The sequence below is a fragment of the Tunturiibacter lichenicola genome (assembly GCF_051013355.1).
Classification (GTDB): domain Bacteria; phylum Acidobacteriota; class Terriglobia; order Terriglobales; family Acidobacteriaceae; genus Edaphobacter; species Edaphobacter lichenicola_F.
Genome location: NZ_CP132944.1, coordinates 2,013,460 through 2,028,555, shown reverse-complemented (window position 1 = coordinate 2,028,555; position 15,096 = coordinate 2,013,460). Strand labels below are relative to the sequence as shown.

The window sequence follows — 15,096 nt, the reverse complement described above, 5'->3', positions numbered from 1 at the left end:
ACGGTTGAACGAGTATTTTTGTTCTTTTGAATGTCAGAGAGCAGAGAGTGCGAAAAGGAGATAACGATGCCGCTTCCTACGGATGAACGACTAATCGCGTTGAGCCAGGAGCTGTTGCAGCAGTTTGATGCAATCTTTGGACTGAATCCGGGTTTTCGGCCCGCTCACGCGAAGGGCACGATGCTGACTGGTACGTTTATTCCCACGGCCGCTGCTGCTTCGTTGTCGAAGGCTCCACATATTGTTAGAGCGTCGACGCCGGTGACGGTGCGGTTTTCAAATTCAACGGGAGTTCCGCTGATACCCGATAACGACCCGAATGCGAATCCACGCGGATTTGCTGTACGTTTCAACCTTGCCGAGCATGTGCATACCGATATAGTCAGCCACTCAACGGATGGGTTTCCGACACACACCGGGCAGGAGTTTTTGGAGTTTCTGAAGGCGTTGGCGACGAGTGATCCGGCGAATCTGAAGGGTTCGCCGCTGGAGGCGTTTCTTGGCTCGCACCCGAAGGCTCTGGCGTTTGTCCAGGCGCCGAAGCCTGCACCGTCGAGCTTTGCGCGCGAAGCCTATTTCGGTGTGACGGCGATGAAGTTTACGAACAAAGATGGAGTCAGCCGGTTTGGGCGTTACCGGATTGTGCCGGAGGCAGGCGTGGAGCATCTGGATGATGCTGCCGCTGCTGCCAAGAGTGCAAACTATCTCTTTGATGAGATTGCGGAGCGGATCGCCAAGGGGCCGGTTAAGTACAGGGTTCTCGTTCAGGTGGCGGACGAGGGCGATGTGGTGGATGACGCTACGATTCACTGGCCGGAGGATCGGAAGCTGCTGGAGTTGGGGACGATCTCGTTGATTGCGCCGGTAGCCGATGATGCGCACGAGCAGAAGCAGATTATCTTTGATCCGATTCCGCGTGTTGAGGGGATTGAACCGTCGGATGACCCGCTGCTGGAGTTGCGTGCTGCGATTTATCTGCTGAGTGGGCGGCGTCGAAGGGCTGCTCCAGAGAAATAAGGCTGCTGCAGGGGTGTGATTAACGGCGCGGCTTTTCAGGTTGGGAGACTGCGAAGCCGCGTCGTTTCAGTGCGACTTGATCTGCTGCAGGAACCTGCTAACCTTAATAGTGTGCTGATTACCCCGCTCCAACTCGTAGACGAACCGCTTGAATTTAGTGAAGTCATCCCTGCAGGTGCGTTGGAGTATGCGTCCGACATCAAACAGGTGGGTCCGCTGCCGGTAAGTGGCGTGGCCGATCTGCTGATCGAGCACCGCAGCGCGAGTGCGCATGTGAACGATATCCGGTTGCGGGCGAACTACAGCGCGGACTTCGAGATTCTGTGTGCGCGGTGCGTAGATCCGGTGGCGGTGCCGCTTTCGGGTGAGTTTGACCTCATTTTTCGGCCCGAGGCTGCCGATGCGGACGCGGGAGAGCGTTCTATTACTGCGGACGAGACCGAAATCGGGTATTATCAAGAGAGCGGTCTTTCGCTTGAGGATGTGGTGCGTGAGCAGGTGTTACTCTCCCTGCCGAGTCGCACCCTCTGTACGGCGGACTGCAAGGGGCTTTGCCCGCGCTGTGGTCAGAATCTGAATCAAGCGAAATGTTCCTGCGACGAGGCTCCGGCTGATCCGCGTTGGAATGCGCTTGCGGGTCTGGCGGACAAGCTCGAGTTGAAGCACTAATCAAAGTTTTTGCCTCGTCGACCGCGTTCTTCTTACGTGATTGCCGCGGAAGATTGAAAGGGATACTGCAATGCCTAATCCAAAACGGCGCCACTCCAAGCAACGGACTGCCAAGCGCCGCAGCCACGACTTTTTGACCCCCACCGGCCTCTCTGAGTGCCCCAACTGCCACGAGCGCAAGCTTCCCCATCGTGCCTGCCGCAAGTGCGGTACGTATAAGGGCCGCGACGTTCTCGTGACCAAAGAAGCCAGCTAAGAATTCTCCCTCAAACCCTGCTCTTCCCTGCTGATGCCGACTGACATCGTTGTAGACGCAATGGGTTCCGACAAGGCCCCCGAACCTGAGGTTCGCGGGGCTGTACTTGCTGCACGCCAGTATGACGTGCGGGTGCACCTGGTTGGCCCCGAGGATAAGCTGCGTCCCATTTTGAGGCAGGCGTTGCGTGGACAACGGCTTCCGGTGTTCATTGTGCCGGCGAGCGAGTGGATCACGATGGACGATAAGGCCGCGCAGGCGGTGCGGTCCAAGCGCGATTCCACGATGCGGGTGGGGCTCAAGATGGTCCGCGAGGGCCGGGCTGCTGGTTTCTTCACGGCTGGCAATACCGGCGCTGCGATGGCCACTGCGAAGATGGTTCTGGGGATGCTTTCGGGAGTGGATCGGCCGGCATTGGCGCAGATTCTGCCGACCGTTCACCGGGTTCCGTCGCTGCTGCTGGATGTGGGCGCCAACGTGGATTGCGACCCGGATAACCTGGTCCAGTTTGCCGTGATGGGCCACATGTATGCCAAGAATATTCTGAGGATTAATAATCCGCGCGTCGGGCTTCTCTCCATTGGAGAGGAGGATTCGAAGGGCAATGCGCTGACTCGCGATACGCTGCCTCTGCTGCGTGCAACGAAGGATATTAATTTCAAGGGCAATGTTGAAGGCCGGGATCTGTTCAATGGGCACTGCGATGTGGCGGTGTGCGACGGCTTTGTGGGGAATGTGGCGTTGAAGTCGATTGAGGGTACGGCACAGTTGTTGAGTGCGTCGCTGCGCGAGTCGTTGAAGTCGACTGTGACCTCCCAGGTTGGTGCGCTGCTGTCGCGCAGGGCTTTTGCGGAGTTCAAGAAGAGGCTGGATTACTCGGAGTACGGCGGTGCGGTGCTGTTGGGTGTGCGAGGGGTGTGCATCGTGGGGCATGGGTCGTCGAATGAGAAGGCGATTATGAATGGCGTGCGGGTGGCGGCTGAGTTTGCGCAGGCCGAAGTCAATTCGGGCATTGAAGCGGCGCTGCGGCCTTCCTAGATTTGCTCTTCTACTTGTCAATTGATCTACCCCCCTCCCCCCCCCTCATACCCGGTTATAAGTCTTTTATTATGAGAGGTTTAACGAGATACGCTCCTTGTAAAATAGTCATAATAAAGCAGTTGCGCCCAAAATCGTCTTAACAAACGAGTTACGGCTATTCTTCCTTCCCCAAAGAAGAAGGCCCCGGTCTGAGATGCCCGGGGCCTTCTAAGTTCTATGTATTAAGTATATCGGGTTGGGGGTAACTGATACGCCACGCGATTGTTCAGGATTGGCGCGGGTTTTCGTGCAGAGGGGCTTGACATGAATTTGGAGGAGACGGCGATTGCCTGAACCATTTTCTGACCGGCGTTTCAGAAAGATGCCATCCCAGGGTCGCCCCGCACAACGCAACTCGTCCGATATGCCGACTTTGTCGGACAAGTGACGAGATCGGCGTTTATCGGGACTAATCCGCGTCGCCGCCAATGGTGGGTCAACGTGCGCTTTGGCCTGGACACTTCAGGCAGAATTTCGTATTGACGGCAAGCCCCGCTATCATTTTCATCGCTTGACACTGCTTATCAGGCCGATCCAATACTGTCTTCCCGGAGCACTGGACTACCGCTAGGGCCAAGGAGATCAACATGACGGTGCAGAAACAACTCAAGGAGTACATTGCTGCTCAACCGGAGCCAAAACGTAGCGAAATGCAAGAGCTACATGGCATGATTTTGGCGTTGATGCCAGCTTGTAAGTTGTGGTTCTTAGATGGGAAAGACGAGAAGGGAAAAATCGTTTCCAACCCAAACATTGGATATGGATCCCAAACTATTGAATACGCCAATGGGAAAACCAGGGAGTTCTATCAAATCGGTGTCAGCGCTAATACAACCGGCATTTCCGTCTACATTATGGGAGTAGAGGACAAGAAGTATCTGGGCGAGACATTTGGGCGGGATCTCGGCAAAGCAAGCGTGACAGGGTACTGCATCAAATTCAAAACGTTAGCAGACATAAAAGTCGATGTTCTCAAAACAGCGATACAGTATGGGATTGCGCAGACAAGCATTCAACATTGATTCAACTTCGCTCAACGCACTGCCATACTGGCAATAGATGTACTCTACCGTTCTCAGTCCGGGGCCGGCATCACAGACTCGTCAACGTCGAGGTTCGGATTTGTTGCTGCAAAGCGATAACGTCGCTGCTTCTGCAAAGCGGTTCTGTCATCATAACGCGTCGTAGTCGTCGTGCGGTGCGTAATGTGGGAATCGATGTACTCTATCGATTTCCAAGGGCTGTGGGAAGCGTGGGACAGTTTCATCGTTCCATGCTTTCCATCAGACCGTCATTTCCACCGCGGGGGGCGCCACGATTTTTGCTTTGTAATCGGGTCCGTAAAGCTGTCGGCCTCGCTTCTGATATCCAAGCTTCTCGCTGTTGGTCTTTATCTTCGGTTGATGCTTCACATCCTGCTGCGCCTTGACCACAGCGAGGGCATGGCCAAGGCGTTTGTTTTCGACGACGGCGGTATGGCTTACCCGCTGATCCTTGCTGAAGACGCGGTAGGGAAGCGAGTACCCTTTCCATCGCACCTCTAAAGGCCTGTTGGAGAAGTCAAAGATCTCGACGTACTGACCGGCCAGCTTCTCCGATAGTTCACTCCGCTCCAGAATGATCTGCTTGCGATCATAGGCAAGAGTGAGTTGCTGGCCGACATGACGTTGCTCGCGGTGGCAGAGGATATCGGTGAGTTGACTTGCCTTGACATGGAGTGAGCGGTGCAGGTTCTCTGGCTTCTGAGCAGGCACGGCGAAGCGCTCGTTGAAGTGCTCCAGGAACGCCGGCAGGAAGACGTTGCCAGCTGCCATATCGCAGATGCCAGCTAGTCGCAGCTCCTTGACCAGGCGGTCCTGGAGAGTGCGATTGACTCGCTCGACCCGTCCCTTGGCCTGACTGGAGTTCGCGCACAGGATCTCGATGTTGAGTTCGGCCAAAGCACGACCGAACTGGGTCATGCCTGAGCCTCCGCTGGCATCCGGCTTGTTGACGCGGAAGACGGTGTGTTTGTCAGAGTAGAAGGCTACCGGACAGCCATGGGCTTCGAGGTAGCCCTGCAGCGCCTGAAAGTAGGAGTCCGTGCTCTCGCTGGGCACGAAGCGCAGTTGCATCAGCTTGCTCGTGGCATCGTCGATGAATACCAGCAGGGTGCAGGGCTCGCCGCGGTCCTCGAACCAGCGGTGATCGCTGCCGTCGATCTGGATCAACTCGCCATAGGACTCACGTCTCAGCCGCGGCTGGTGAAAGCTTCGGCGCTGCTTGCGCGACAGCCATAGACCTTCGGCGACCATCCACTTGCGCAGCGTCTCACGCGAGATCGTAACCCCATGCCTCTCGAGTAAGGCCTCGGCAGCAAGCGTTGGACCAAAGTCGCGGAAGTTCTGCCGGACCAGCCCGAGCACGTACTCCTGAACGCCTGGACCTAAGCGGTTGGACGCGGGCCGACCCCGAGACCGATGGATCATCGCTCCACCACCACCAGCTCGATACCTGGCCGCCAGCCGCTGCGCCTGCCTCAAGCTCACACCCAGCACACCCGCCGCCGACTCCGTCGTCCGCCGGCCAGCAAGTACCTCGGTCAAAACCTCAACCCGTCGTAACTCCTGCTTGCTCATCTGTAGCCAGCCCAATCTTCGCCTCACGATCCTTGTTCCAAGGATCACCCGGCGACACTTTGGCTTTGCAGAGCTACGACATTATTGCTTTGCTCCTACAGGATTGGTACCGAGATGTCGGCTTATCGGAAGTAAGTTGGCGATCCATTGTCTGAGAAACGGGCATCTGGGACAGGTGGGTCGGCTAAAGGTCATTTGTTCGTATGGCGACGGGAAGGAACGGCGGGATCAACGGCGACAGCAGATCCCCTTCGGGGATGACAACCAAAAAAGACGGGCGAACAGCAGTGGTGGCTTCAGCGGTTAGGCTGGCCCCACCTTTGGGGGCGGGTTCGACGCGCTTGCGTTTCTGGTGAAGGCTTTGAGGAGACCTTCCAGGAAAGCGAAGAAGACATCGACCGCGTAGCCCACTAGAAAGGCCAGGGCCAGGGGCGGGATCGAAGCATCCGGGCTAACGGTGAAGTTGTTGAAGAGCCCGATGATGGCTCCGCCGATTGCTGCGATGAGGAAACGGGCGGAGTTGGCGGCGGACGGGGTGAAGGTTCGGCTGCCCATCTGGTCTTCGAAGCTGCGCAGGAGATAGGCGCAGGTGCCCAGCAGAGCGTAGAGCACTGGCAAGATGCAACTGGTGATCGCTCCATAGAAGACAGCGATGTCGGTGAGGATGGACTGGGCGAAGTAGCGCACATCCTGATAGGTGTTGGTGATGTTGTCGCGGGCGGCGATCGGGTCGGGTATGCCGATGGGGAGTTCGAAGCGTTGTTTTCGTTGTTCCGGGGTGCCTGTGTCTTCTGATGGTATCCGGTGGAATGGGATGATGAAGTAGTTCAGCTTGCGGGCGCGGGCATTGAGGATTCTGACGGTGGAAGCGTAGTCCTGCAGGTCGGAGATCAGATCGGCTTCGCTGATTCCTTTCGGAAGTGGTGCCAGGGCTTCGCCTGGGCCTTGTGGGGGACCCAGTTGCGCCCGCAGTTTGACGGCGAGGGCATTCGCTTTGGTGATATCGGCGTTGACGGCGACGGAGAGGGCTGAGGTGACGAAAGATGCCACGGAGACCGGGATGATAATGCAGGCCAGGACGATTGCGATTCGCAGGTAAGAGCGGACGGTCGGGCGGGTGTCGTCGTGGTAGGCCTTGAGACTTTCTGCGGTAACAGGCTTGAGGCGGTTGGCGAGGGTTGTGACGGCAGCGAGCAGGTTTGCGGCTGCGTCCTCGGTCCACTCCGCGGGGTAGATGGCGCGAGCGGAAAGGATAGCGTGTCGAGTTTCGTTGGAGACGTCGAGGCCGATTTCGGCGGCGTACTGCATCAGGCGTTCGGCATCGTTGATGAGGCAGGCGAAGTAGACTGGGGCGGCGCGGTGTTCGGGCGGGGTGTCGCACAGGTGCCCGTGGGGATCAGGCTGTGTCATGGCCGACACCTTTCTGATTCTGCAGGATGATCGAGCTCAGCGAGAGGATGCCATACTACCGCGAATGGGCTGGAACGCAAAAAGCGACTGTCTGTCGCTACTTTGCCGTAACGGACTGAAAGAGACGAATTCCAGCGATGCCTGCGGCTCCGACGGCGAGGCAGGATGAAGCATTCTGGAGGGTGACTCCGCCCAAAGCGTAGACCGGGGTGGGAGAGGCGAAGGAACACGCAGCCTTGAGCTGGCCTAGACCCTGGCCGGGGAGCGGGGATGAATCGAGCAGCGGTTTTTCGAAGACCGGGGAGAAGAGGATGGCGTGGACCTTGTTTTGAGAGGCGAGCTGTACCTCCGCAAGGGTGTGGCAGGAGATTGTGATGAGGGGCGGTTCGTGGTCGGCGTCAGCATACAGGGTGCGGACGTGGGCGGGTCTGAGTTCGCCTGGGCTGCTGGTGAGGTGGACGCCGTGAGCGCCTGTTGCAAGGGCGATATCGGGCCGGGAGTTGATCAGGAGTTTCGTGGGGTTGGAAGATAACGCTATTGCTTCCGTTATTTTACGGGCCAGGTGCACCTGTTCGGCGGCGGGAAGGTCTTTTTCCCGAAGCTGGATGAAGTCGATGCCTTCGACGATCCAGCGGGAGGCTTCGGCGAGGAGGGCCGCTTGTTTTTCCTGTTCGGTGCCAGGGTGGAAAGCGCGGCTGGTGATGGCGTAGCGAATCATGGTCAAATCAGTGTATGGTGCCAAGGCCCTCTAAGTGGAGTCTGTGATGTTGGTGTGGTAGTTTCAAGGCAGTAAGGCGAACGCGCACACAGTCAACAAACTGGCCCCTCACGATCGCCACTCGAGGGGCCGATAACGGGACAGAACCAGCCACGGCGTTGGAGTCAATGTCCATGAGTAAGTGCCACTATGAGTAGTGTTTATGATTTGATTGTCATCGGGTCTGGCCCAGCCGGGCAACGAGCAGCAATTTATGCGTCCAAATTAGGCAAAAAAGTCGCGCTGGTAGAGATGCGCGAGGTAGTTGGGGGCGCCTGCATCAGCACCGGGACCATCCCTTCGAAGACGATGCGCGAGGCAGTGCTGCACCTCTCGGGCTACAACTACAAGTCCATCTATGGGATGAACTACCGGGTGAAGGAACGGATCACGATGGCTGATCTGGCGTTCCGGGTTCAGCATGTGATCAAGACCGAGATTGACGTGACCGAGGCGCAGCTTTCGCGAAACAACATCGAGATGCTGGTGGGTGTTGCGAGCTTTGAAGACGAGACGCATGTGAAGGTGACCAACTCTCGTGGGTCGAGTGTGTATGAGGCAAAGAACATCCTGATCGGGACGGGGACCAAGCCGGCGGCGTCGCCGAAGGTGCCGATTAATGGCCGAAGCATCATCAACAGCGACCTGGTGCTGGAGTTGGTGAATCTGCCGAAGACGATGATTATCGTCGGCGGCGGCGTGATTGGCGTGGAGTACACCTGTATGTTCGCGGCTCTGGGAGTGCGGGTGACGCTGATCGAGCGCAGGCCGAGGCTGCTGGAGTTCGCGGATCAGGAGATCATCGAGGCTCTGAGCTACCATCTGCGAGACACGCGGGTGACGATGCGGCTGAATGAAGAGGTGGAGTCGGTTGAAGAGATGCCGGACGGCACCGTTGTGGCGAATCTGGAGAGTAAGAAGAAGGTTCAGGGCGATGCGCTGCTGTATGCGGTTGGGCGGCAGGGTAATGTGGATGAACTGAATTTGGGGGCTGTGGGGATCGAGTCGGACTCGCGTGGACGTATTCCGGTGGATAAAGATTTCAGGACCAAGGTGCCGCATATCTTTGCCGTGGGTGACGTGATTGGGTTTCCGTCACTGGCGTCGGTGTCGATGGAGCAGGGCCGGGTGGCCTCGGCAAGGGCGTTTGGCGACGAGAATGTGCTGTCGAACCCGGGGCTGTATCCGTATGGGATTTATACGATCCCAGAGATTAGCTTTATTGGGAAGACGGAGGAGCAGTTGACCGAAGAGGACGTGCCGTACGAGGTTGGCGTGGCCTACTATCGCGAGATTGCAAGGGGACAGATTCGCGGCGATACGACGGGCCGGTTGAAACTAATCTTCCACCGGACCACACATGCGATTCTCGGGGTGCACATTATCGGCGAGGGCGCGAGTGAGCTGTTGCACATCGGGCAGGCGGTGATGGCACTGGGCGGAAAGCTGGATTATTTCGTCGATACGGTATTCAACTACCCAACTCTCGCGGAATGTTATAAAGTTGCGGCTTTCAACGGGTTGAACCGCGTGAGCAAGTTTGAATAGTAAAAATGCGGCAGCCAGGATGAGGCGGACAGGGTAATGGCAAAGACAATTGGGGTTATTTTGTCGGAACGGATCTCGGCCGGGTTGGTGGTAGACCACAAGCTCGTCGGGCCGGTGCGACGCTTTCCTGAAGATCACGACGACGAAGACGCACTGGTGGAGCAGCATACCGAAGCGCTGGTGGAGACGATCACAAATCAGGTGCTCCTCGCAGCCGATGGTGCGAAGGATTTTACGGCGGTTGGCGTGGCTCTGCCCGGGCTGGTAAAAGACGGCGTGGTCGCAGAGGCCCCGAACCTGCCGCAGTTGAAGGGCGCGAAGATCCAGGAGCTGCTTGTCGGACAGTTGCGCAATCACGGGCTTGACGTGAGCGTTACGGCGGTGAACGATGCGGACGGCATGGCTGCGGGCCTGGCCTCGCTGCATGGCAAGCTGGACAGCATGATTCGTGTGTGGACGCTGGGCGTGGGAATTGGCTATGGAAGGTACCCGTTCGCTCCCGGCGTGTGGGAGGGTGGCCACTCTGTTGTGACGCTCGATGAGAAGGAGCGCTATTGCGGCTGCGGCGGGCGTGGGCACATGGAAGGGATCATGGGCCATCGTGCGATGCGGCTGCGGTTTCTCGATATGGAACCGGAAGAGGTCTTTGAAGCGGCAAAACAGGGCGACGCCCGCTGCCTGGAGTTCAAACGGCTATGGCACAAGGCGCTGGCGGCAGCGTCGTCTACTACGATTCATATGGCAGGGCCGGGGAAGATCTTTATTGCGGGCTTCAATACGCGGTTTCTTGATATGTCGATGCTGAAGGACTATCTGTCGCAGATGGTGAAGATGAGCCCGTTGCTGGGTTATTCCCTGGAGATCGTCGAAGATACCCCGGAAGTACGGGTTATCGGAGCCGCAGTTTCAGCTGAGCAGGCTGCCACTCGGTAGGTGGTGGGCTCTAACGCTCGTGGAGTCGAGCCCTACTTCTGGCAAGTAGTGCAGTAGTGGGTGCTGCGGCCACCGACGACGACGCGCTTGATGGGTGTGCCGCAGATGCGGCAGGGCTGGCCAGTGCGTGAGTAGACGTGGTGGTGGAGCTGGAAGAAGCCAGCGACGCCGTCTGCGTCTACGTAGTCGGAGACCGAAGAGCCGCCCAGCTTGATGGCTTCCGACAAGACTTTGATGAGTGCGGCGCGGAGTCGAGTGAGTTCTGCGCGAGTGAGCCGACCGGCGTAGCGAGTGGGGCGGATGCCCGCGTGGAAGAGTGCCTCGTCGGCGTAGATGTTGCCGACGCCGTGGAGAAGGGACTGGTTGAGCAACGCGGCCTTGATGGGGGTCTTGCGGTTGCGGAAGAGAGCGACGAAGTCTTCGAGGGAGATGGTGAGGGGTTCGGCGCCTGGGCCGATGTATTTCTCTTCCTGTGTGGCGGACGCGACGACGGAGAGACGGCCGAAGCGTCGAGCGTCGACGAAGCGGAGCTCCTTTCCGCTGCTTAGAGTCAGAATGGCGTGAGTGTGCGGCGGGATTGGAGTGTCGGGTGTCGAGACGAGCAGGCGGCCGGTCATTCCGAGGTGGACGAGGAACTGGGCTGACTGGTTGCCCTGATCTTTGGAGCGAGTCAGGTCGGCGACGATAGTTTTGCCGACGCGGTGTACGCGGTCGATCCGGCTGTTTGTGAGGACTTCGATGATCTCGTCGGGTGAGGACTTGAAGGTCTGGGGCTTGTTGCTGGTCCATACGGAGCGTATGGTCTGGCCGTGAGTGCGGGCGTGGACACCGTTTGCTACAGTTTCGACCTCGGGAAGTTCGGGCATGACCTTCTGCAAGTATAGGTCGATTGGCCGAGATGGTGGCGTTTGGAAGATTTCGCCGGTGTCGGATTCAGTGCGGCTATACTTATCGCCTTATGAATAGTGTTCTCTTTCTGCGTTCTCTGGCGATGTGCGGAGTTGTGTGTGTTGCAACGGGTCTTGCGGGTGCTCAAAGCAAAAGCGTGCAGCCGATGCTGTTGGTGGTCAACCAGGGGGATCGTGACCTGAGCCTCGTCGACCCTGCTGCGGGCAAGCAGATTGCCACCGTGCCGGTTGACGGTGTGACTGGTCACGAAGTCGCGGCATCTCCGGATGGGAAGACGGCGTATGTGCCGATCTATGGCGACTCGGGTGTGGGGAAGGCTGGGACGGACGGCAGCAAGCTCTCTGTGATCGATCTGGCCAGCAGGAAGATCGTGCACACAGTTGATTTCGGCCATGGCGTGCGACCGCACTGCGCGATCTACGACCGAAACAGCGGCATGTTGTATGTGACGACGGAGTTGGACAAGTCGGTGAGCATTATCGATCCGAAGTCGTTGAAGATTGTGGGCAGTGTGCCGACGGGGCAGGAGCAGTCGCATATGTTAGTGCTGTCGCGAGATGGGTCGCGAGGGTATACGGCGAACGTGGGGCCAGGAACGGTGTCCGTTTTGGATATGAAAGGGCGGAAGACGCTGGCGATTATTCCTATTTCGAAAGACACGCAACGTATCTCTATCTCGCGGGACGACAGCATGGTTTTTACGGCTGACCAGACGAAGCCGCAGCTCGCGGTGATCGATACTGCTACGAACAAGATCAAGATGTGGGTGCCGCTGCCCGCGGTTGCGTATGGGACGGCGTCGACGCTGGATGGACGATGGTTGTTGGTGACGCAACGGACGGGCAAACAGGTAGTTGTAGTTGATCTGAAGACGATGAAGGTTGCGCAGACGATCGACGTTGCGGATGGCCCGACTGAGGTTCTGGTGAGTCCAGATGGCAAATCGGCGTTTGTCTCCTGCACCAGAAGCAAGCAGGTTGCGCAGATCGATCTGGAGCAATGGAAGATGACGCGCCTGATCGATGCCGGGGTCGCGGCGGATGGATTGGCGTGGGCGAAGTAAGCCGTTTAGTGGTGGGCTAGCTGCAGGATGGGCAGAATAGTGGAGTAGTCGTCGGTCCAGGGGCGCAGGCGTGCATCTGTGGGTGTTGTAGTGGCGGCGTTGGCGATCTCAGGACGGCTAAAGAAGGTTTGGCTGGTGGTTAGCAGTACCCAGGTGGATCGGAACGCTCCGAGGGACTCATCAGGTTGGCTTTCGACCAGCTTTGATTGCATATTGGCGGCGGTGGCGAGCTGGGCGATCTCAGGGGGCAGGTTCAGGTACTGGTTTGAGACGTGGAAGGCCAGGACGCCGTCTGGCGCTAGGTGTTTTTTGTAGAGGGCGATGGCCTCGGTGGTGAGCAGATGCAGCGGGATGGCATCGCCTGAAAATGCGTCGATGGCGAGGACGTCGAAGTTTCGCGGGGATTCGCTGGTCAGCGAGGTGCGGGCGTCGCCGTCTGCGAATGTGATCTGCGCAGGGGAGTCGCGGAGGTAGGTGAAGAGGTTTTGCGCGATGGGGCGGACGAGTGGGTTGATCTCGTAGAAGCGGATGTGATCGCTGGCGGTGCCGTAGGTGGCAAGGGTTCCGGTGCCGAGCCCGATGACGCCGATATTTCGGGGGCGGTCGTCGCAGCAGTTGCGCAGGGCTAGTCCGATGCCAGAGTTGTCGGCGTAGTAGGTGGTGGGTGTGCGAGTGAGACCAGGGGCAAAGAGCTGGGTGCCATGCTGAATGGTTCCATTGAGGAGCATGCGCTCGATGTCGCCGTGATTGGTGGGAAGCTGCTTCACGCGGAGGGTGCCGTAGAAGTTGCGGACCTCGAGGATCGCGTCGTGCCCGTAGGCGGTGTGGAGCATGATGGCGAAGAAGAGCAGCAGGCCGCTGGCGGTGGACCAGAGAAGACGTTGCGGCCAGCCATCGTTCCAGGTGACGGCGACGGCGAGGGCGGCAGTGACGAAGAATGAGATGGCGAGGTCGTAGTTGGCGGAGAAGATGAGTGGGCTCAGGATGCCGATGAAGAAGGTTCCGGCTGCTCCTCCGGCGGCGATCAGAAGGTAGAAGAGAGTTGTTTCAGCGGAGCGGTGGGGTCGTAGTGCGCAGGCTTCGGCGTGGCAGAAGAGGCAGGCGATGAATGCTTCTGCGAGAAAGAAGATGATGGCGATGCCAATGGGAAGGCTGACGTCGGTCTTTGAGATGGCATAGCCTAGTGCGGCCAGCATGACGACCAGGAGGCGCACGACGATACCGCGACGGTACAGAGAAGGGAACTCGAAGGCCAGGATAAAGGTGAGAAGGTATGCAGCCAGAGGGAGCATCCAGAGCAGGGGAATGGCGGCGATGTTGACGGTGAGATGCTGCGTGACGGCGCTTAGCTGCATCGCAGCAGCCATGGGGAGGAGAAACCATAGCCATTTTGTGAGAGCTGATGTTGGCGGTGTTGTCGGTTCTATATCCGATACTTCCGGTTGTGGGGTGGTGCGGGCTTGACGGGCCAGCACGACGCAGAAGCCGGCATATACAGCGAAGCCAAAAGACCAGAGGGTTCGCTGAAGTTTGAGCGTTAAGTTGGGCTCGACGATGAATGGGTAAGCAATCAGGGCAAGGAGCGAGCCGGCGTTTGACAGGGCGAAGAGGCGGTAAGGAATTGTGCCGCCATTGGCGCGAAGAAACCAGATCTGCAGCAGGGGGCTGGTTGAGCTGAGGAGCAGAAAGGGCAGGCCAATCGTAAGGGTGAGATCGATGAAGATGGTGGCGACAGGGTGGTCTGAGCTGGAGCTGAGGTTGGCAGGGAGAAGTCTTTGGGTGGCGATGAGAATGATGGCCGTGGCTAAAGACGCGAGGTAGAGGTGGTTTCGCCAGCTCCGTACGGGTGTGCGCGTGAGCCAATGGGCATAGAGATAACCCAACAGGAGGGTGGTCTGGAAGAAGACAAGAGAGGTGAGCCATACGGCTGAGGATCCGCCCAGGGCGGGGAGGAGCTGTTTGGCGGCCATCGGCTCAACCAGGAAGAGCAGAAACGCGCCGAGGAAGATGGTAAAGCCGTAGAGCAGGCGTGGTGCGGGCATGTATCAGACCGGAGGCGTGTTGGATTCGGAGAGCGTGTGTGTTCCGTTGGATGAACGGATTTGATCGGGCGCGTGCATGAGGAGGATAACGGCAGAGCCACTGATTGCGCTATCAAAATGAATCTACAGGATGTTTTGGGCCATTTCCGGAGAAGAGTTTTTGCGAAGGTTTAACTTGACCGCTGATTTTGAAATATCGGGTTTGAAAACGGCTTTTTCGTATATCTCTGGATTGAAATGACATGGTTTCAGTGTTCCGCCTCATGAGAATTCATAAAATATTTTGGCGTTGCCGCTGCATTGCGCGAGGATCAGACATATAGTGGGTGCGAGGTGAACAACATGGGAATTATGGACATGATTCAATCGCTCGCCGGACAGACCGGGGCTGCGGCCGGGACCGATCAGGCCAAGGTAGCTGGAGGATTCATCGAAGCTCTCACCCAGCACCCTGAAGGGATTCAAGGCGTTCTGGACGCTTTCAAGAACAATGGCATGGCGGAACACGTCGGTGCCTGGGGCACAGGACAGGCTGCCACAGCAACGCCCGAGCAGGTTCAGCAGGGCCTGGGCGGTACGGGGCTCATAGAAAAGACCGCAGAGAAGGCAGGCGTGTCTCCACAAGTCGTTCAAGTTGCGCTCGCTGCAGTTCTACCTATGGTCATCCAGCACTTCGCTCCGAATGGACAGGCAGCGCCAACGAGTTCCATGGGCAGCATGGCGCAGTCGCTTCTCAGCAAGTTCGTTTAGTCCGACGTACTTGTATCGGTCAGACTCGAATTTGGCTGAATCTC

14 protein-coding genes are annotated in these 15,096 nt (G+C 57.9%); 9 read left to right on the top strand and 5 right to left on the bottom strand.

Annotated elements, in window-relative coordinates:
* Positions 1 to 66: 66 nt before the first annotated feature.
* The 5 genes from RBB82_RS08720 to RBB82_RS08700 all read left to right on the top strand — a co-directional run bounded on the left by RBB82_RS08720 (position 67) and on the right by RBB82_RS08700 (position 4,044).
* Entirely contained in the window at positions 67 to 1,017 is a 951-nt protein-coding gene (locus RBB82_RS08720; RefSeq protein WP_433974729.1) for a catalase family peroxidase, read from the top strand.
* A gap of 69 nt (positions 1,018 to 1,086) precedes the next feature.
* Complete coding sequence (locus tag RBB82_RS08715; protein ID WP_433974728.1) at positions 1,087 to 1,686, top strand: YceD family protein; 600 nt, start codon at positions 1,087 to 1,089, stop codon at positions 1,684 to 1,686.
* Between the two features lie 70 nt (positions 1,687 to 1,756).
* Positions 1,757 to 1,942 (top strand): 50S ribosomal protein L32, encoded by a 186-nt coding sequence (rpmF, locus tag RBB82_RS08710; protein WP_125485089.1) that lies wholly within the window; start codon positions 1,757 to 1,759, stop codon positions 1,940 to 1,942.
* 33 nt (positions 1,943 to 1,975) lie between these two features.
* Positions 1,976 to 2,980: a phosphate acyltransferase PlsX gene (gene plsX, locus RBB82_RS08705; RefSeq protein WP_433974727.1), complete on the top strand. Its 1,005-nt coding sequence runs from the start codon at positions 1,976 to 1,978 to the stop codon at positions 2,978 to 2,980.
* Between the two features lie 629 nt (positions 2,981 to 3,609).
* On the top strand, positions 3,610 to 4,044 hold the full coding sequence (locus RBB82_RS08700) for a DUF1801 domain-containing protein (RefSeq protein ID WP_433974726.1): 435 nt from the start codon (positions 3,610 to 3,612) through the stop codon (positions 4,042 to 4,044).
* A gap of 261 nt (positions 4,045 to 4,305) precedes the next feature.
* Here RBB82_RS08700 and RBB82_RS08695 read toward each other — a convergent pair whose 3' ends face one another.
* From RBB82_RS08695 to RBB82_RS08685, 3 genes are all read right to left on the bottom strand, one after another.
* Positions 4,306 to 5,655 carry an ISNCY family transposase gene (locus RBB82_RS08695; RefSeq protein WP_433975354.1) on the bottom strand — a complete coding sequence of 450 codons (1,350 nt, stop codon included), beginning with the start codon at positions 5,653 to 5,655 and terminating at the stop codon, positions 4,306 to 4,308.
* A 288-nt stretch (positions 5,656 to 5,943) separates the two neighbouring features.
* Positions 5,944 to 7,050 (bottom strand): hypothetical protein, encoded by a 1,107-nt coding sequence (locus RBB82_RS08690; protein WP_433974725.1) that lies wholly within the window; start codon positions 7,048 to 7,050, stop codon positions 5,944 to 5,946.
* Positions 7,051 to 7,147: 97 nt separating this feature from the next.
* Positions 7,148 to 7,792, bottom strand: a complete 645-nt coding sequence (locus RBB82_RS08685) for a thiamine phosphate synthase (protein ID WP_433974724.1) — start codon at positions 7,790 to 7,792, stop codon at positions 7,148 to 7,150.
* Positions 7,793 to 7,957: 165 nt separating this feature from the next.
* On the opposite strand from RBB82_RS08685, the gene sthA reads away from it, so the two are divergent.
* Both sthA and RBB82_RS08675 read left to right on the top strand, forming a co-directional pair.
* Complete coding sequence (gene sthA, locus RBB82_RS08680; RefSeq protein WP_433974723.1) at positions 7,958 to 9,355, top strand: Si-specific NAD(P)(+) transhydrogenase; 1,398 nt, start codon at positions 7,958 to 7,960, stop codon at positions 9,353 to 9,355.
* A gap of 36 nt (positions 9,356 to 9,391) precedes the next feature.
* Positions 9,392 to 10,288, top strand: coding sequence for an ROK family protein (locus RBB82_RS08675; protein WP_433974722.1), 897 nt, complete (start codon positions 9,392 to 9,394; stop codon positions 10,286 to 10,288).
* 32 nt (positions 10,289 to 10,320) lie between these two features.
* On the opposite strand, the gene mutM is transcribed toward RBB82_RS08675, so the two are convergent.
* Positions 10,321 to 11,154, bottom strand: a complete 834-nt coding sequence (gene mutM, locus RBB82_RS08670) for a bifunctional DNA-formamidopyrimidine glycosylase/DNA-(apurinic or apyrimidinic site) lyase (RefSeq protein ID WP_433974721.1) — start codon at positions 11,152 to 11,154, stop codon at positions 10,321 to 10,323.
* Between the two features lie 92 nt (positions 11,155 to 11,246).
* Between mutM and RBB82_RS08665 the strand changes: the two genes are divergently transcribed.
* Positions 11,247 to 12,260, top strand: coding sequence for a hypothetical protein (locus RBB82_RS08665; protein ID WP_433974720.1), 1,014 nt, complete (start codon positions 11,247 to 11,249; stop codon positions 12,258 to 12,260).
* 5 nt (positions 12,261 to 12,265) lie between these two features.
* On the opposite strand, the gene RBB82_RS08660 is transcribed toward RBB82_RS08665, so the two are convergent.
* Positions 12,266 to 14,302 carry a spermidine synthase gene (locus RBB82_RS08660; protein WP_433974719.1) on the bottom strand — a complete coding sequence of 679 codons (2,037 nt, stop codon included), beginning with the start codon at positions 14,300 to 14,302 and terminating at the stop codon, positions 12,266 to 12,268.
* 342 nt (positions 14,303 to 14,644) lie between these two features.
* Here RBB82_RS08660 and RBB82_RS08655 point away from each other — a divergent pair, with 342 nt between their 5' ends.
* On the top strand, positions 14,645 to 15,052 hold the full coding sequence (locus RBB82_RS08655; RefSeq protein WP_433974718.1) for a YidB family protein: 408 nt from the start codon (positions 14,645 to 14,647) through the stop codon (positions 15,050 to 15,052).
* Positions 15,053 to 15,096 lie beyond the last annotated feature (44 nt).